The 16,429-nt window shown below is 70.9% G+C and carries 15 protein-coding genes, 1 tRNA gene and 1 pseudogene; 4 read left to right on the forward strand and 13 right to left on the reverse strand.

Features of this window, described 5'->3' with window-relative positions; translation table 11 throughout:
- A partial coding sequence (locus tag QL985_RS10165; RefSeq protein ID WP_290147777.1) for an RDD family protein occupies positions 1–371 on the reverse strand: 371 nt, incomplete at its 3' end.
- A 227-nt stretch (positions 372–598) separates the two neighbouring features.
- On the opposite strand from QL985_RS10165, the gene glnA reads away from it, so the two are divergent.
- A complete protein-coding gene (gene glnA / locus QL985_RS10170; RefSeq protein ID WP_039100834.1) occupies positions 599–2,023 on the forward strand; it encodes a type I glutamate--ammonia ligase in 1,425 nt (474 codons plus the stop codon).
- Positions 2,024–2,134: 111 nt separating this feature from the next.
- On the opposite strand, the gene mptB is transcribed toward glnA, so the two are convergent.
- The gene (mptB, locus tag QL985_RS10175; RefSeq protein WP_039100833.1) at positions 2,135–3,703 is read right to left on the reverse strand and encodes a polyprenol phosphomannose-dependent alpha 1,6 mannosyltransferase MptB; all 1,569 of its coding nucleotides are present in this window, start codon (positions 3,701–3,703) and stop codon (positions 2,135–2,137) included.
- Positions 3,704–3,951: 248 nt separating this feature from the next.
- On the opposite strand from mptB, the gene orn reads away from it, so the two are divergent.
- Entirely contained in the window at positions 3,952–4,575 is a 624-nt protein-coding gene (gene orn, locus QL985_RS10180; protein ID WP_223246194.1) for an oligoribonuclease, read from the forward strand.
- Positions 4,576–4,681: 106 nt separating this feature from the next.
- A tRNA-His gene (locus QL985_RS10185) sits at positions 4,682–4,757 on the forward strand.
- Between the two features lie 245 nt (positions 4,758–5,002).
- Here QL985_RS10185 and QL985_RS10190 read toward each other — a convergent pair.
- The 8 genes from QL985_RS10190 to QL985_RS10225 all read right to left on the reverse strand — a co-directional run bounded on the left by QL985_RS10190 (position 5,003) and on the right by QL985_RS10225 (position 13,295).
- Positions 5,003–6,187: a zinc-dependent alcohol dehydrogenase gene (locus QL985_RS10190; protein ID WP_019310707.1), complete on the reverse strand. Its 1,185-nt coding sequence runs from the start codon at positions 6,185–6,187 to the stop codon at positions 5,003–5,005.
- 12 nt (positions 6,188–6,199) lie between these two features.
- Positions 6,200–7,480 carry an APC family permease gene (locus tag QL985_RS10195; protein WP_050899503.1) on the reverse strand — a complete coding sequence of 427 codons (1,281 nt, stop codon included), beginning with the start codon at positions 7,478–7,480 and terminating at the stop codon, positions 6,200–6,202.
- Positions 7,481–7,609: 129 nt separating this feature from the next.
- Positions 7,610–8,518 (reverse strand): SDR family oxidoreductase, encoded by a 909-nt coding sequence (locus QL985_RS10200; protein WP_029603447.1) that lies wholly within the window; start codon positions 8,516–8,518, stop codon positions 7,610–7,612.
- Between the two features lie 73 nt (positions 8,519–8,591).
- The gene (locus tag QL985_RS10205) at positions 8,592–9,245 is read right to left on the reverse strand and encodes a response regulator transcription factor (protein ID WP_019310710.1); all 654 of its coding nucleotides are present in this window, start codon (positions 9,243–9,245) and stop codon (positions 8,592–8,594) included.
- 21 nt (positions 9,246–9,266) lie between these two features.
- Positions 9,267–10,112 carry a galactosyltransferase-related protein gene (locus tag QL985_RS10210; RefSeq protein WP_019310711.1) on the reverse strand — a complete coding sequence of 282 codons (846 nt, stop codon included), beginning with the start codon at positions 10,110–10,112 and terminating at the stop codon, positions 9,267–9,269.
- A complete protein-coding gene (locus QL985_RS10215; RefSeq protein WP_257745097.1) occupies positions 10,109–11,161 on the reverse strand; it encodes a glycosyltransferase in 1,053 nt (350 codons plus the stop codon). Before QL985_RS10215 ends, QL985_RS10210 begins: the two co-directional genes overlap by 4 nt.
- Positions 11,158–12,219 carry a glycosyltransferase gene (locus QL985_RS10220; RefSeq protein WP_019310713.1) on the reverse strand — a complete coding sequence of 354 codons (1,062 nt, stop codon included), beginning with the start codon at positions 12,217–12,219 and terminating at the stop codon, positions 11,158–11,160. The genes QL985_RS10215 and QL985_RS10220 overlap by 4 nt, the downstream gene beginning before the upstream one ends.
- On the reverse strand, positions 12,216–13,295 hold the full coding sequence (locus QL985_RS10225) for a glycosyltransferase (protein WP_019310714.1): 1,080 nt from the start codon (positions 13,293–13,295) through the stop codon (positions 12,216–12,218). Before QL985_RS10225 ends, QL985_RS10220 begins: the two co-directional genes overlap by 4 nt.
- 264 nt (positions 13,296–13,559) lie before the next feature.
- Between QL985_RS10225 and def the strand changes: the two genes are divergently transcribed.
- Positions 13,560–14,129: a peptide deformylase gene (gene def / locus QL985_RS10230; protein WP_019310715.1), complete on the forward strand. Its 570-nt coding sequence runs from the start codon at positions 13,560–13,562 to the stop codon at positions 14,127–14,129.
- A gap of 54 nt (positions 14,130–14,183) precedes the next feature.
- Here the strand turns inward: def and QL985_RS10235 are convergent, their stop codons facing one another.
- From QL985_RS10235 to QL985_RS10245, 3 genes and pseudogenes are all read right to left on the reverse strand, one after another.
- Positions 14,184–14,957, reverse strand: coding sequence for a peroxide stress protein YaaA (locus QL985_RS10235; RefSeq protein WP_124109609.1), 774 nt, complete (start codon positions 14,955–14,957; stop codon positions 14,184–14,186).
- Between the two features lie 58 nt (positions 14,958–15,015).
- Positions 15,016–15,339, reverse strand: coding sequence for a hypothetical protein (locus QL985_RS10240; protein WP_124109608.1), 324 nt, complete (start codon positions 15,337–15,339; stop codon positions 15,016–15,018).
- A gap of 444 nt (positions 15,340–15,783) precedes the next feature.
- A pseudogene (locus tag QL985_RS10245) lies at positions 15,784–16,429 on the reverse strand (hypothetical protein); the annotation flags it as partial.

The raw sequence follows: 16,429 nt of genomic DNA on the forward strand, positions 1-16,429 counted from the left end.
GGGACCACCAGACAGATCAGCAGCGACCGAACGGCCGCTCTGCCGAAACCGGCGGGGCGGCCGTTCATCGTCTGCACCTGCAGACCCATGATCCAGTGGCCCGGGGAACGCCCGAAGAACCCGACCATCTGCGCGCTCAGCACGAAGAACACCAGCAGGTTCATGAGCCCGGCACCGTTCCACTGCGCGAGGAACAGACCCGCGATGGCCAGCGAGATGAGCCAGTCCAGCACGAGCGCCACCGCCCGGGGCGCAAAGCGTGCGACCGAGGCCGGGCCCTCCGGAGGGCGACCGAGCCGACGGCCCGGATAGGGGCTGCCCGAGCCCGGGGCGCCGTCGAGCCACGAGCCCATGTCCTGGCGAGAAATCATGGTTCCAGCCTATCCGCCGTGCCCGGTGACCCCGTGCAGCCTCGCTAGACTGGGACCCGTACTGACCGGTCGGCCGCCCTCCCGGGGCTGTTACACGCGCGAAACACGCGCGTCACGGGTGGGCAACGCCAGGTTCCTACGCTGGACACCAGAACCGAACGGCCGCGGTCCCCGACAGGGTCCGCCGCGGCGTCGATCGGACGCCCACAGACAAGGAGAACAGGTCCATGTTCCAATCAGCCGAAGAAGTTCTGGCATTCCTCAAGGACGAGGAGGTCGTGTTCGTCGACCTCCGCTTCACGGACATGCCCGGGGTGCAGCAGCACTTCAACCTGCCGGCCAAGGCGGTGGACGAGGATTTCTTCACGGACGGCCAGCTCTTCGACGGGTCCTCGATCCGCGGCTTCCAGGGCATCGCCGAGTCCGACATGCAGCTGATCCCCGACCCCCAGTCGGCCTTCGTGGATCCCTTCCGCGTGGAGAAGACCCTGGTGGTCACGTGCTCGATCGTGAACCCCCGCACCGGTGAGCCCTACCACCGCGACCCCCGCGGGGTGGCCGAGCGTGCCGAGGCCTACCTGGCCTCCACGGGCATCGCGGACACCGCCAACTTCGCGTCCGAGGCCGAGTTCTTCGTGTTCGACGACGCCCGCTTCCAGGTCCGCCCGGAGTCCACGTTCTACAAGCTGGACTCCGAGGAGGCCCCGTGGAACAGCGGCCGGAAGGAGGAGGGCGGCAACCTGGCCAACAAGACCCCGCTCAAGGGTGGCTACTTCCCCGTCTCCCCCGTGGACAAGCAGGCGGACCTGCGTGACGCCATGTGCGTGGCCCTGGACGAGGTGGGTCTCGAGGTCGAGCGCTCCCACCACGAGGTGGGCGCCTCCGGCCAGGCGGAGATCAACTACACATTCTCCACCCTGACGGCCGCGGCCGACGACCTGCTGAAGTTCAAGTACGTCATCAAGAACACCGCGGACGCCTACGGCAAGACGGTCACCTTCATGCCCAAGCCCGTGTACGACGACAACGGCTCCGGAATGCACTGCCACCAGTCCCTGTGGAAGGGCGGCGAGCCGCTGTTCTACGACGAGAAGGGCTATGCCGGTCTCTCGGACGTGGCCCGCTGGTACATCGGCGGTCTGCTGGAGCACTCCTCCGCCGTGCTGGCGTTCACCAACCCCACGGTGAACTCCTACCGCCGTCTGGTGAAGGGCTACGAGGCCCCCGTGAACATGGTCTACTCGCAGGGCAACCGCTCCGCGGGCATCCGCATCCCCATCACGGGCACCAACCCCAAGGCCAAGCGCCTAGAGTTCCGCGCCCCGGACCCCTCCTGCAACCCGTACCTCGCGTTCGCCGCCCAGCTGATGGCGGGCCTGGACGGCATCCGCAACCGGATCGAGCCCGCGGACCCGGTGGACAAGGACCTCTACGAGCTGCCCCCGGAGGAGGCCAAGGACATCAAGAAGGCCCCCACCTCACTCGAGGAGGCGCTGAAGGCCCTGGAGGAGGACCACGAGTTCCTGCTCGCCGGTGACGTGTTCACCGAGGACCTGATCGAGTCCTGGATCGAGTACAAGCGCGAGTTCGAGCTCAAGCCGCTCTCGCTGGTCCCCCACCCCCTGGAGTTCCAGCTCTACTACGGCGTGTGAGCTGCGCCCACTGACAGACCGGCGGCCCCGTTCCCTGTGGAACGGGGCCGCCGGTCCATGCACGGGTTCGCGGCACCGGGTCTGGAGCACCCGGGTCTAGCGCACCCGGGTCTAGAGCACCACGGGCCGCTGCCCCGGTGCCGGCCCGTGGCGGCGGATGCGGCGCGTGGCCGGGTCCAGGGCCCAGAGGTAGATCCCGTACGTCAGCGCGAGCAGCGCGGCGATCACGCGGGCCGCGATGAGGCTGAGGTCCAGGTAGGGGAAGATGTCCAGCTGGTCCGCCACTGCGTAGACCGAGAAGAACCCCGTGACGAAGAACAGCACGTCCGTCTGCCAGTCGGGGCGGATCCCGGTGATGGCGAACAGGGGGATCAGCCACACCACGTACCAGGCCTGGATGATCGGGGCGAGCAGCACGAAGCCCGCCATGGACCACGCGAGCCGGCGCATGATGGTGGCATCGCGCCCCACGAACATCAGCACGATCGCCACGCCCGCGGCGATCACCGTGCCCAGGGTGTGCACGGCCCCCATCCACGCGGAGCCGTCGAGGCCCCACGAGTCCCCCACGAGCTGCGCGAAGAGCCCCAGCAGCCCGAAGGGCGCGTACCAGATGTACACCGTTCCCGGGGTGGACACCGCGGAGACCCACCCGAAGCCGAAGCCGCTGATGAGCCCCATGACGGCCAGCAGCGCCACGGAGTAGGCCAGCGTGAGCGCCCACACCACGAACTTGCGGGTCCAGCCGGCGTTCTTGCCCGCCCACAGCAGGCCCACGAAGGGCAGGAACACCAGGGTGATGGGTTTGATGGCCACCGAGAGGGTCACGAGGGTGGTGCCGATCAGCCCGCCCTTCCAGTTGCGCTGCACGGCGGCCGCGTACGTGCCCAGCAGGGCGAGCGCGAGCATGATGGCGTCGTTGTGCGCGGCGATCACGAAGTTGGTGAGGAACAGCGGATTGGCCACCGAGAGCCACAGCGCGCGTCGGGGGTTGACCCCGTGCAGCCGCGCCAGGCGCGGGATCACCCACATGCACGCGATCACGGAGACCACGCACAGGGCTCGGAACAGCAGCACCGCGACATCGGGGTTGCCCCCCGAGATCGTGACCACCAGCTGCTCGATCCACAGGAAGACGGGCCCGTAGGGCGGCGGGGACTCGGCCCACAGCTGGTCCGCGCCGAGCTGGAAGAAGTTGTCGATGGACGAGACCCCGGACTCGTACGGGTTCAGCCCGTTGGCCATGACCCGCCCCTGCCCGATGTACGAGTACACGTCCCGGCTGAACAGCGGGATGCTCACGAGCATGGGCCCCGCCCACGCGGCGATCGCGATCAGCACCCACCGTGCGCTCTGCGGCCCCCACGGGTGCAGCTTCTGCCCCAGCCGCAGCCACTGCCGCACCAGGAGCATGGCCCCCAGGGCCAGCAGCACCACGGACACGACGACACCCAGGGTCTCGAACCGCATCCACATGACCAGGGGATTGCGCCGGAGCCCGGACACACTGGCCAGCCACCCGACGCCCAGGGAGCCGAGGAACAGCATCACCGAGCCCAGCGTGCCCATGAGCACCGTCCGGCGCAGGGAGGACGACGTCGCCGCGTCCCGTTCCGCTCGCGGCGCACCCGTTCCCGGGGGCCTCGTGGCGTGGCGGTCCGTCGTGGACGTGGGGCGCACGGCGCTCCTCCCGGTCGAGTGCGTGCCGGGCGTGGACGAATGCTCCGGCGGGTGTCTCCTGTGCGGGTGCCCGGTGGAGACGTCGGGGCCGATCCTACCGCGCGGCGTCGGCACCGGGCCCGGGCGGCGTCGTGCTTGACCGGTGGGCGCCGTCGTGGCGGAACCCCGGGGCGGCCTCGCGCCGGGACCCGGGGCGGCATCCGGCCGCGGGCGCGGGAGGGGGCCCGCGGCGCGATAGATTGGACGGCGTGACGACTGGAAACCGGAGAATCGTGTGGATCGACTGCGAGATGACGGGGTTGTCCCTGTCCGATGACGCGTTGATCGAAGTGGCAGCGCTCGTGACCGACGACGAGCTGAACGTGCTCGGCAGCGGCGTGGACGTGGTGATCAAGCCGCCGCAGCAGGCGCTGGAGCAGATGAACGACTTCGTGCGCACCATGCACGAGAAGTCCGGGCTGCTCCCCGAGCTGGAGAAGGGCACGGACATGGCCCAGGCCCAGGCCATGGTGCTGGACTACATCCGCGAGTGGGTTCCCGAGGCGGGCAAGGCCCCCCTGGGCGGCAACTCCGTGGGCACCGACAAGACGTTCCTGAGCCGGGACATGCCGGAGCTCGTGGACCACCTGCACTACCGGATCATCGACGTCTCCACGATCAAGGAGCTGGCCCGCCGCTGGTACCCGCGGGCCTACTTCCAGGCACCGGAGAAGACCGGCAACCACCGCGCGCTGGGAGACATCGAGGACTCGATCGACGAGCTGCGCTACTACCGCCACATCCTGTTCCCCGGGGACCCGGGGCCCACGTCCGACGACGCCCGCAGGGTCGCCGCGCTGATCCAGGCCTCCCCCACCCGTTCGGGCCACTGACCCCGCCCGCGCGGCCGGCGCCCCGATGCGGGAATGCGGCCGAACGTGCGCTATAGTGGTCGTCGTTGCCCGGAGGGACGCACAGCGTTCCGCAACGGGTTTCATGGTGGGCGTAGCTCAGTCGGCAGAGCGCCTGGTTGTGGTCCAGGAGGTCGCGGGTTCAACCCCCGTCGCTCACCCCATCGCTCGAAGAACGCGGCATCCGGTGCGGATGCCGCGTTCTTCGTGTCCGGGCCAGTGCCCCTCGGGACCAGCCCTCCCCCGAGACCGGACTCGCGTGCCGCCACGAACCACCGGCCCGGTGCGCGGGGCCCGGCGGTCGGCACCCCCGCATCCCGGTGCAGCCCCGTGCGACCCGCCTCAGGACAGCACGACGGCGGCCGGCCGCCCCGCGGGGGAAGCGACCGGCCGCCGTTCGAACCAGGCCCTACGGCTTGAGGACCACCTTGAGACAGCCGTCCTTCTTCTCCTGGAACATCTTGTACGCCTCAGGGGCGTCGTCCAGGGACACGTGGTGGGTCGCCAGGGACTCCAGCCCCAGGACGTCCTCCGGGCGGCTGGCGATCTCCAGCAGCTCGTCCGTCCAGTGACGGACGTGGCACTGGCCCATGCGCATGGTGATGCCCTTGTCGAACATCTCCATCATGGGCATGGGGTCGGCCATCCCACCGTAGACACCGGAGAGGGACACCGTGCCCGCGCGGCGCACGCTGTGGATCGCGGTGTGCAGGGCGTCCAGGCGGTCGATCCCCACCGTCTCGATGGTCTTTCGACCCAGGGCCTTGGGCAACCGGGCCGCACCCGCGACGATCTTCTCCGCCACCGGGTTGCCGTGGGCCTCCATGCCCACCGCGTCCAGGACGCCGTCCGGACCGCGCCCGTCGGTCATCTCGCGCAGCGTCTCGGAGACGTCGTCCACCTCGCGCAGGTCCACCGTCTCCACGCCCCAGCTCTTGGCCGTGGCCAGGCGCTCGTCCACGAGGTCCACCGCGATGACGCGCTGCACGCCCTGCAGCTTGGCGGAGCGCACCGCCAGCTGGCCCACGGGGCCGAGGCCCAGCACCGCCAGGGTGTCCTGCTCCCCCACGTTCGCGTACTTCACGCCCTGCCACGCGGTGGGCAGGATGTCGCTGAGGTAGAGGAAGCGCTCGTCGTCGAAGTCCTGGGGGAGCTTCACCGGGCCGAAGTCCGCGTGGGGCACCCGGACCATCTCGGCCTGGCCACCGGGCACGGCACCGTAGAGCGACGAGAACCCGAACAGGGCCGCCCCGGTGCCCATCTCACGCATCTGCGTGGTCTCGCACGCCGCGAAGAGCCCGCGGTCGCACATCCAGCAGTGCCCGCACGCGATCACGAAGGGGACGACCACCCGGTCTCCTGGTTTCAGGGAGGAGACCTCGGAGCCCACTTCCTCCACGATGCCCATGAACTCGTGGCCCAGCACGTCGTTCTTGTGCATGTACGGGCCCAGCACACCGTAGAGGTGCAGGTCCGAGCCGCAGATGGCCGTGGAGGTCACCCGCACGATCGCGTCCGTGGGGTCCTGCAGGACGGGATCGGGAACGTTCTCAACCCGGACGTCGCCGAGTCCTTGCCATGTCAGTGCACGCATGCCCCCAGTAAATCACCGACGAAGCTCCCCGTCACCACCCCTGCGGGGGCCCGTTGACCGGCGAGCCGTGCGGTGCAGCCGCAGCACCCGCCACAGCACTCCCGCACACAGCACCAGCACGCCCGCGAGCACGGAGGTCAACGGCAGGGTGGCCACCAGCAGTACGCACAGGGAAGCCCCCAGCACGGACACGGCCCGCGGATACCGGCGGTGCTCTCCGGTCTGGGTGAACGCGCTGAGGTTCGCCACGAGGTAGTACAGCAGCACGCCGAAGGACGAGAAGCCGATGACCTGGCGGACGTCCCCCGTGAGGACCAGCAGCACGACCACCGCGCCGAGGGCGATCTCCGCCCGGCGCGGCACCCCGTGGTGCACGTCCAGCACGGCGAGGGGCCGGGGCAGGTCCCCCGTGCGCGCCATCGCCAGGGACGTGCGGGCAATGCCCGTGATCCCCGCCAGCAGGGCACCCAGGGTCGCGGCGGCTGCGCCCAGGCGCACCACCGGGGCCGTCCAGTCCCAGCCGCCGACCGCGGCGAGGTCCGCGAGCGGCGTCGTGGAGGCGGCGAGCGCGGCGGGGCCGAGGACCGCGAGCGACAGCATGGCGAGGACGCCGTAGATCACGAGAGCGCCGCTCAGGGCGATGACGATGGCGCGGGGGATCGTGCGGGCGGGATCGCGGACCTCCTCGCCCATGGTGGCGATCCGCGCGTACCCGGCGAACGCGAAGAAGAGCAGCCCCGCGGCCTGCAGCACCCCGTAGGCACCCGCGGGCGGGGCCGAGGAAAAGGGTGCGACTCCCGCGGAGACTCCGGACTGGACCCCGGCCAGCGCCACGAGCGCCAGGACGGCGAGAACCAGAGCCACCAGGATCTTGGTGGCGCGTGCGGTGCGGCTGACCCCCAGGCAGTTGACGGTCACGAGGGCGACCACGGCCGCCGCGGCGACGAGCCGCTCCCACGGACCGGGGGCGGCGTAGGCCGCGAACGTCATGGCCATGGCCGCGCAGCTGGCGGTCTTGCCGGTGACGAAGCACCACCCCGCGAAGAATCCTGGCCAGGGCCCCAGGCGCTCCCGGCCGTAGACGTAGCTCCCGCCCGCCACGGGGTACTGCGCGGCCAGCTGGGCGGAGGACAGCGCGTTGCACAGCGCCACGAGCCCCGCGAGCAGCAGGGCGAGCGGCAACCAGGTGCCGGCCGTCTGGGCTGCGGGCGCGAACACGGCGAAGATGCCGGCGCCGATCATCGACCCGAGGCCGATGGCCACGGCGTCGCCGAGTCCCAGGCGGCGCTGCATGGTGGGCTGAGTGGTCACGGAGTCTCCCTGCGCGTCGGGCTCTGTCTCTGGGTCAACGGAATCCGGACACGGCAGTGGGTGCAGCGACCACGCCGCTGCACCCACTGTGCCACTGCCCTCCGCGGAGGATCAGAAGACCGGCTTGCCGCCGGTCACGCCGATCACCGTGCCGGAGACGTAGGAGGCCTCGGCGGGGCTGGCCAGGAACACGAAGGCGCCCGCCATTTCCGAGGGCTGGCCCGCCCGGCCCAGCGGCGTGTCGCCGCCGAAGGCCGGCATGGCCTCACCCGCCTTGGTGGCGGGTTGCAGCGGCGTCCAGATGGGCCCGGGGGCCACGGCGTTGACGCGGATCCCCTTCTCCCCCAGCTCACTGGCCAGGTTGACCGTGAAGTTATTGATCGCGGCCTTGGTGGAGGCGTAGTCGATCAGGTTCTCGGAGGGGTCGTAGGCCTGGATGGAGCTCACGTTGATGATGGACGAGCCCTCCTTGAGGTACGACAGCGCCTGCTGGGACACCCAGAACAGGGCGTACAGGTTGGTCTTGAAGACCCGGTCCATCTCCTCGGTCTTCAATCCCTGCAGGCCGCCGTCCCGGCGCGCCCACTGGAAGCCCGCGTTGTTGACCAGGATGTCCAGTCCGCCGAGCTGCTCGGCGGCCTGGTCCACGATGCCGCGCGCCTGGGACTCCTCGCGCAGGTCCGCGGGGAGCAGGACCGCCTTGCGGCCGGCCTTCTCGATCCACTGCCGGGTGTCCTCGGCATCGGACTGCTCCTCGGGCAGGTAGTTGATGGCCACGTCCGCGCCCTCACGGGCGAAGGCGATGGCCACCGCACGGCCGATCCCGGAGTCGCCGCCCGTCACGAGGGCCTTGAGACCCTCGAGCCGACCGCGGCCCACCCAGTTCTGCTCGCCGTGGTCCGGGAACGGCGTCATGTCCGTGGACAGCCCGGGAGGGGTCTGCTCCTGCTCGGGGAAGCCGCCGTCCTCGCCGGCGAGCTGCTGTGCGTTCTTGTCTGCTGCGAACTTGTCTTCTGTCATGATCCCATTGTGCCCCGCGGACTGCGGGGCCGTCACTCACCTGACGGGGTGGCCGTCACCGGGGCGGGAATGCTCACGAGCCGGGAGTGGGCCCCGGCTGGTCGCTGGGGTCCATCCCGTGCTGCACACCCCAGAGCACGGCCTGGCTGCGGCGTTCCACGCCCATCTTGCGGTACGCGGAACGGATGTAGGACTTCACGGAGTTGATGCTCAGGAAGCAGCTGCGCGCAATCTGGTCGTTGGTGAACCCCTGGGTGATGAGCCCCACCACCTCCGCCTCCCGCGCGGAGAGACCCTCGGGGCGGCCCGGCCAGTCCGGCAGGGCGATGTCCTCCCGAACGGGTTCCGGGGACACCACGCGCTGACCCTCGTGCACCCGCACCAGGGCCTCGGCCAGGTCCGCGGCGCTGAGCTCCTTGGAGAGGAATCCGTCGATACCCATGTCCATGGCCTCGGACACCCGGTCGGCACTCACGTTCCACGTGTACATGACCACCTTGCGGAAGCGCGGTTCCGCGATCAGACGGGTCACCTCTGCGGCGCCGCGTTCCGTGGCGGCGAACGCGTCGTAGAGCACGAGGTCCGCACCGCCGTCGGGCACTCCCTCCGAATTGCGTTCCACGACCCTCAGGCGGGGGTGGTCCTGCAGCATGCGCCCGAGTCCTTCGACGATCACGGGGTAGTCGTTGATGAGGGCGAGCGAGATCTCCGAGCGTGCGTCTGTCACCCGACGAGCATAATAGTAAGGTCACGCATCATCGGTCGAACAATGTTCGACCGCAGACCATTCATTCCCCTCACGGCGCAGGTGCCCCAGCCGCTCCAGCTCGTGCAGCCACCCTTCCATGGGGTCGAAGCCCCACGTCCCGCGGAAGATGTTCGCGTTGCGCGCGATCGCCCGCGCGTGCTGCACCGGAGGCGACTGCGATGGGTGGTGCTGGTGGTAGGCCACCGCGCCACCCAGCCACCACAGTCCTCCGCCGACCGCGGCGATCCGCTGGCCGAAGTCCGTGTCCTCGCCGCCGTAGCCCACGTAGCGCTCGTCGAATCCCCCGGCGGCGTTCCACGTGGCCGCGGTGCAGGCCATGGACAGCGACCACAGCATACGGGGGTCGGCGGGCACGAGCTCCCCGGGCGGGGGCAGCACGCGTGCGGCGTGGTCGCGCCCGAGCCGGGCAGCGACCTCGGGCGTGTGGTCCGCGTCGGTCATCCCCTCCGGCAGGTACTGCACCCGCCCGCTCACCACCGCGTGCTTCCCGCCCAGCTCGCGCAGGGCACGCGAGTAGTCGCGCACGAGTTCCCGGTGCGGCAGGCAGTCCACGTCCAGCAGCACCACGGAGTCCGCGCCGAGCTGCGCGGCCCGCTGCACACCGGCGTTGCGGGCCGCGGCCAGGGGCAGCTCGTCGCACGGCTCCAGCTCCACGACGTCGCTCGGAAGGTCCGCGCGCAGCCGCACCACCCCGCCGACCTGCGGGTCCCCCATGCTCACCACCACGTGCACCAGCGGGGCCTCGCTCTGCACCGCGAGCCACTCCCTCTGCCGCCGCAGGTGGGTGTGCCGCCCACTGGCGATCGTCACCACGGCCGTGCTCATGGACTCTCCCCTCGCAGCAGGGCCTCCAGGGCCGCCGCGGCCCGGTGGGCGCCGTCGCCGTGGCGCCACACGTCCCACCGCTGCCCACCCAGGGTGAGGGCGCGTTCCAGGAGCACGGGCCAGTCGGCGGGTGACGGCCAGTGCTCGAGGCCCACGCAGATCCCGGCGCGGTCCAGGGCTGCGGCCGTGGCCAGCTGCTCGTCGTGCGGTCTCGGCTGGGCCACCACCACGGCGGGGACGCGCGCGGCGGAGAGCTCGGCCACGGCATTGTTGCCACCGTGCGTCACCACCACGGTGGCCTGGTGGAGCTCACGCCACAGGTCAGGGGAGGGTGCGTCCGGGGTGCGGACGGTCCAGCGCCAGCCGGGCGTCGCGGCGCGGGCCGCGGCGATCTCCGCGTCCCCCACCACGGTCCCGCCACGGCCCCACACAACCAGCACGCTCTCACGGTGCACGACGCCGCTCGGCAGCTCGGCGGCGTCGGCTCCGGTGGCGGGCGTGGCGGGTTGCAGCGGGTGCCTCCCCACCCCGGCGGCATCCCGCACGGGAGTGTCGAAGCGGGAGATGGCTCCGGTGAACGTGGTCTTGCGGTTCCACTCCTCGGGCCAGTACGGCTCGGCGGTCTCGGTGGACCACGGCGCGACGAGGGCCGTGGCGGCGTCGTAGGCCGCACGGTGCGTGCGGTCGGTGCGGTCGCCGCGCATGGCCATGACGACCGTGGGAACGCCCATGAGCCGGGCCAGCAGGGTGACCTCGGCGGAGGTGTCCGTGACCATGAGGTCCACGTCGGTGCGGAGACGATCGGCCAGCAGCCCCATCCGCTCGCGGTGCCCGGGGTGACCCAGGGGTGCCCAGTGCAGCACCCCGTTGGCCGTGGGGTCCTCCGGCTGGTCGGTGGTGTCCAGCGGCAGCTGGACCCACTCCCCCGGCCAGTCCGGCGGGCACTCGAGTGTGCTGAAGCCCAGCACGGGAACGCTCAGCTCACGGGCGATCTGGGTGGCCCGGTTGCGGTGCCCCAGGCCGTGGTGGTGCACGTAGTACCCGATCACGCGCGCACCAGCTCCCGGTAGAGCTCCGCATAGGCGTCCACCGTGGCGTCCAGGGAACAGTTCTCGAGCGCGTAGCGCCGCACGCGCGCCCGGTCCATGCCCACCACGAGCGGCAGCATCGCGGCCGCTGCGGCCACCGTCTCCGCCTCGCTCGCACCGGGCTGGGACGTGAGACCGCCGGGGAAACGTACGATCTCGCTGAGACCACCGCGGGCCACGGCGAGGACGGGGGTGCCGCAGGCCATGGCCTCGGCGGCCACCAGCCCGTAGGGCTCCTCCCACGCCGGGGTCACGAGGCTCGCCGCACTGCGGCCCGCGAGCTCGCGGAGCTGGTCCGTGTCCAGGTGCCCGACGTAGGTCACGTTCTCGTCCAGCAGGGGCTTCAACCGCGTCTCGAAGTACTGCCGGTCCGCCACGGGCCCCGCGATGCGCAGCCGCCACCCCGCCTTGATCGCGATCAGGGCGGCCACGTGGGGGGCCTTCTCGGGCACGATCCGTCCGGACCACACGAGCGCGTCCCCGCCCGGACCCGGGCCCCACTCGTGAGGGTCCACGCCGTTGCGGATCACGCGCGCGGGCGTGACCGTGCTCCACAGCTGCGCCACGGAGTCGCTCACGGCCACCGTGTGGGCGGTCGGTGTCAGGCGCAGCGCGGGTTCGAGCCACGGCGTGGCGGGGGTGTGCAGCGTGGTCAGCAAGGGCTGCGGGATGGCTGCGGACATCACGATGGGCAGGAAGTGCAGGGAGTTGTTGTGCACCACGTCGATGTCCGGCCGGGACGCGAACGCCCGCATGACCTGCAGGTACGAGAACGTCTCCCGCACCTGGGCCTCGGGGGGCATGGAGACGTCGTTGCGGGCCTCGTCACTGAGCACGAGTGGTTCCACGTCCAGCTCCTCGATGCCCAGCTGGGGGTCGGAACCGGGCGCGGCGAAGACCACCACGTCGATGCCCCTCGCGCGCAGCCCGCGGGCCAGGTGCCACGTGAAGGACTCCAGCCCGCCGGAGAACGGCGGGATGATGGGGAAGCGGTCGTGCGCCAGGAGGGCAACCTTCATGCGGGATCCCCTCCCGTCCGGCCGAGCGCGGCCGACGCGCGCCGGTAGACCTCCGTGTGGGAGGCGGCAATCCGGCGTCGTTGCTCCGCGCGCTCCTCGGCGGACGCCTGCCACGGCGGGCTGCCGGGAAGGGAGGCGAGGGCGGCGTCGATCTGACCCTCGTCCGGTCGACCGCTGTGGTCCCAGTCGAAGCCGAGCACCCCGGGATGCTGCTCGTGGTAGAAACCCGTGTGCGGCGCGAGCACCCTGGTGCCGAGGTCGTGGCACAGCTCCAGCCATCCGGAGTGGGAGCCGAAGCGGTAGGCGAGGACCGAGAGGTCCAGACCACGAAGGTGCTCCCACAGCTGCTCGTCCGTGTAGACCCCGTGGACGTCCACCCGGGTGTGCGGGGTGGAGCGGGCCGTGTCCAGCAGCTGCGCCACCCGGGGGTCGTGGTGGCGCTCACCGGGTGTGACCACGTCCGTGTGCGCGTCGAGCACCAGCCGGATCTGACCCCGGGCCGCGCGCTCCAGCAGCAGCCGGGCCACAGGAAGAGGGTTCATGTTCGCGCGCATGCTCTTGAAGCTCAGCCCCACGGTGGGGACCGGTCCCACGGGCCCACGGGCCTGCCACCGGTCCAGCGGCAGGACGTGCGGGTGCGGGATGACCGTGGCCTCACGCCCCCAGCGCCGCTCGACGGTCCGTGCGGCGCCGGGAGTCAGCGTGATCAGACCGTCCGCGGCGGGGACCAGGACGTCCAGGGCGGCGTCCTGGGCGGCGGGATCCACCTGGTGCGGGTTGCGGAGGTCGTGGACCGTGTAGACGAACGGCTTGCCGAGCCCGTGGAGGGTGTCAACGATGCGCTGCAGAGTCCCGGGCGGGGTCTGGTCGAAGCCGAAGTGCAGGTGGTAGAGGTCGAAGTCCTCGCAGTGGGCACGGATCCAGGACTCGTCGAGCATGACCAGCGGCCACCACGCGGCGCCCGGCACGGCTCGTGCGGGAGCGGGATCCGGCAGGCGGGTCACACCGTGGTCCCCGGCGGGATCGCTGAGGTGCTGCACGTACGCGTGGCCGTGGGGTAGTGACGCGACCCTCACTCGGTGGCACCTCCTGCGGTTCATGGGCCCGGGCCCACGGATGGGCACCGGCGGGACGCCGGGTCGGGAGCGGACGGGACCGGAACAGGCAGAACGCCCGGTGCAGGCTCCCGCGCTGCACTCCGGCGAGGATACACATCTTACTGACGGTTCCGACACGATATATTGTGCTCCGGCTGGGCGCCGCCGCACGCGGCTCCGCCGAGTACCGGGCCCCGGCCCGGGCGCCGCACCGTAGACCCGTGAATCCCGAGGTACCCCCGCATGAGCATCCGCCCGATTGTGATCTCCGGCAACCCCGTGCTGCACCGGCCCGCCGCCCGGGTCACGGAGTTCGACGACGCCCTGCGCACCCTGGTCGCGGACATGCACGAGACGATGGACGCGTCCCACGGCGTGGGTCTTGCCGCCCCGCAGATCGGGGTGGGGCTGCGGATCTTCACCTACCTCTTCGAGAACGAGGACGGGGTGGCCCCGCGCGGGACCCTGGTCAACCCGGTGCTCACCACGGGGAAGATCTCCGAGGTGGCCCCGGACCCGGACGAGGAGGCCGAGGGCTGCCTGTCGGTGCCCGGCCAGGCGTGGCCGCTCAAGCGCGCGGAGTGGGTGCGCATCGCGGGCCAGGACGAGAACGGGGATCCCGTGGCGTTCGAGGCCAACGGCTGGTTCGCCCGGGTGATGCAGCACGAGTACGACCACCTGGACGGCAAGCTGTATGTGGACCGGCTCAACCCCAAGTGGTCGCGCAGGGCCCGCAAGGCCGTGGCCCGTGAGAAGTGGGGCTCGGACTCCACGTGGCTGCCCGGCGTGGACGAGGATCCCTTCGGCCACTGACGCCGCGCGCACCGCCGCCCCGCCGACCGTCCCGCACCGGCACGGCACGGGCGGTCAGGGTGCCAGCACCACCGTCAGCACCCCCGCCGAGCGACTCGTCGGATCCTTCAGCTCCACGTGCCAGCGCTCGGCCAGCGCGTCACGGACCTCGTGCACCGTGTCCAGCGCACCCCCGGCGCGGCGAACCTCGCACAGGGCCCGCGCCACGAGCCCCCGCGTGTGCTTGGCCTGGTGCGAGACGACCGAGCGGGTGCCGTCCGCCTTCTCCTGCTCCACGCGCACCGTGACGGTGCGGGGCGCGGGTGCCTTCCATGCCGCGGCGTAGGCGGCAGAGCGGCAGTCCACAACTACCTGGTCCGAGGCGAGCTCGTCCAGCACCGGTGCGAGGCGCGGTTTCCACCAGCTGCTGAGTTTTCCCGTGCCCGGCAGCGCGGTTCCCATGGACAGCCGGTAGGCCGGAATCCGGTCCGTGGGGCGCACCGCACCCCACAGCGCGGAGATCACCAGCAGTGAGGAGTCCGCCACCTCGCGGGCCCCGGGCGAGAGGCTCGCGGCGTCCAGTGCGTCGTAGAGCACCCCGGTGTAGACCTCCAGGGCCGGCGCGGCGGGTGCGGTGCGCAGGTGCCGGTTGCGGGCGACGTCGGCGGCCAGCGACGGACCGACGCCCAGCACCTGCAGCGCGTCCTCTCGCCCGCTCACCTCGGCGAGCGCGTCCGCAAGCTCGGACCGCGCCCCGGTGAGTGCGGGCAGGTCGAGGGACGCGAGGTTCAGCGGATCGCCGCTCGCGGGGGCGGTCTTGGACTCGGAGGGCGGCAGCAAAATCAGCACCCCACGAGTGTAGGCGGCAGGTTCGGGCCGCTGGTGCCGCCGGAGACCGGGCAGGGCGTCACGGCGACGCGACAACGACGGTGCGCGGCCCGGGCCCGTGACAGGTCACCCGCGCGCCCCGGGAGACGAGGGACGGGTGTCGCCGCAGCGGTCCGTGCGACCACCTCAGGGCCCTCCAGAGCGGACGCACGCTCACCGCGTGGAGGGCCTCGGTGACGATTGCACCGACCTTCGTGAGGGTTCCCAGTTCGCCGCCCGTCAGGATCGGCAGTCCACCGCCGTAGGTGCCGTCCGCAAGGTTCCGGCCGCCGAGCCACAGGGCCCGCCCCGCTTCCAGCTGGGAGGCCTGCGGATCCTGGGCTGGATGCTCCTGGTTGCGCACGATCTCCTCAACCTGCGGGGGTGTGCTCCCCGGAGGACGCGGCGCCCAGGGCGGCGGTGTACAGCGGCTTGCCACCGGCCGGGCGCACCTCGATGGAGGCCTTGAGGGTTTTGTACTTGGCATCGAGCTGATCCGCCGGGCCGTCGTATAAGATCTCGTTCTCCGCGGCGACCGCACGTGACCCGGTGACATGATGAGCACTACGGGGTGGGGTGTGCTGGTGTGCATCCAGGTGTAGCAGTGCATGCCGCCGGTGACGGGGCTGACGATTATGGGGGTGCCTCGGAGAATTGGGGGATCCGATGACACCATCGTGACTCATGTCACAGAAAATATCTCAGTGGCGCGCCAGCATGTCGGGCTCGAGACGGTCGCACGACCCGCACCCTGGCCCGGGGCGGAGCATCCCTAATGATCAAGAACGTGGCTCGAGCGGAGAGTGCCCTACTGCTCCAAGTTTTCGGACTGGATCTCGCCGCTCGTCTTGCACCTGCCCAGGCCCGGGTCGAAGCACTCTGACCCCACCTGGTACTCGAACCCTGGCGCCACATATCCGTCGTAGTCGTAGTACTCGTCGGATGGTCCGACGTATCCGTTCGCATCCGCGTCCGGCTTCTCATATGTGGGGGCATTCGACTCCCCGTTGCCGCCGCCGTAGTTCTTCGGATCCATCGGATCCACTCCGTGGGCCCAGTCACCCAGCTGGTTGGCCGCGCAGTAGTCGATGACTTTCTGCTGCAGAGCATCCGTGTGCGGCATGGAGGAGCTCCACACGTCCGAGATGCACTGCCCGCCGGTCTGGAAGAACTGCTGCACTTCGCCGTCGCCCGCGGCAGCGTTGGCCTGAGCCGGCGCGGTGTCCTCGGTGACAGGTTCCTCTGTCTCCTCGGGCGCCGCTGCCGCTGCCGCGGAGGGTGTCGCAGTGCGCGACACGGACGGGGTCGGCGTCGCACTGGTGCTGCTCGGGGACGGGCTGGTGACATCGTTGGACGGCTTCTCGCTCCCGCACCCGGCCAGGGCGAGTGCGACAAGAGCCACGGGCAGGACGAGCGTGGTCACGCGACGTGCCATCGAGGGTTCTCCTGGGGGT

Source organism: Kocuria sp. APC 4018 (assembly GCF_030407675.1).
GTDB classification, from domain to species: Bacteria; Actinomycetota; Actinomycetes; order Actinomycetales; family Micrococcaceae; genus Kocuria; species Kocuria rhizophila.

Bases quoted from the DNA above. Each gene is read 5' to 3' on its own strand.
- glnA (WP_039100834.1), top strand. From the start codon at position 599: ATGTTCCAATCAGCCGAAGAAGTTCTGGCATTCCTCAAGGACGAGGAG.
- QL985_RS10190 (WP_019310707.1), bottom strand. From the start codon at position 6,187: ATGCGTGCACTGACATGGCAAGGACTCGGCGACGTCCGGGTTGAGAAC.
- QL985_RS10195 (WP_050899503.1), bottom strand. From the start codon at position 7,480: ATGCAGCGCCGCCTGGGACTCGGCGACGCCGTGGCCATCGGCCTCGGG.
- QL985_RS10200 (WP_029603447.1), bottom strand. From the start codon at position 8,518: ATGACAGAAGACAAGTTCGCAGCAGACAAGAACGCACAGCAGCTCGCC.
- QL985_RS10210 (WP_019310711.1), bottom strand. From the start codon at position 10,112: ATGAGCACGGCCGTGGTGACGATCGCCAGTGGGCGGCACACCCACCTG.
- QL985_RS10220 (WP_019310713.1), bottom strand. From the start codon at position 12,219: ATGAAGGTTGCCCTCCTGGCGCACGACCGCTTCCCCATCATCCCGCCG.
- def (WP_019310715.1), top strand. From the start codon at position 13,560: ATGAGCATCCGCCCGATTGTGATCTCCGGCAACCCCGTGCTGCACCGG.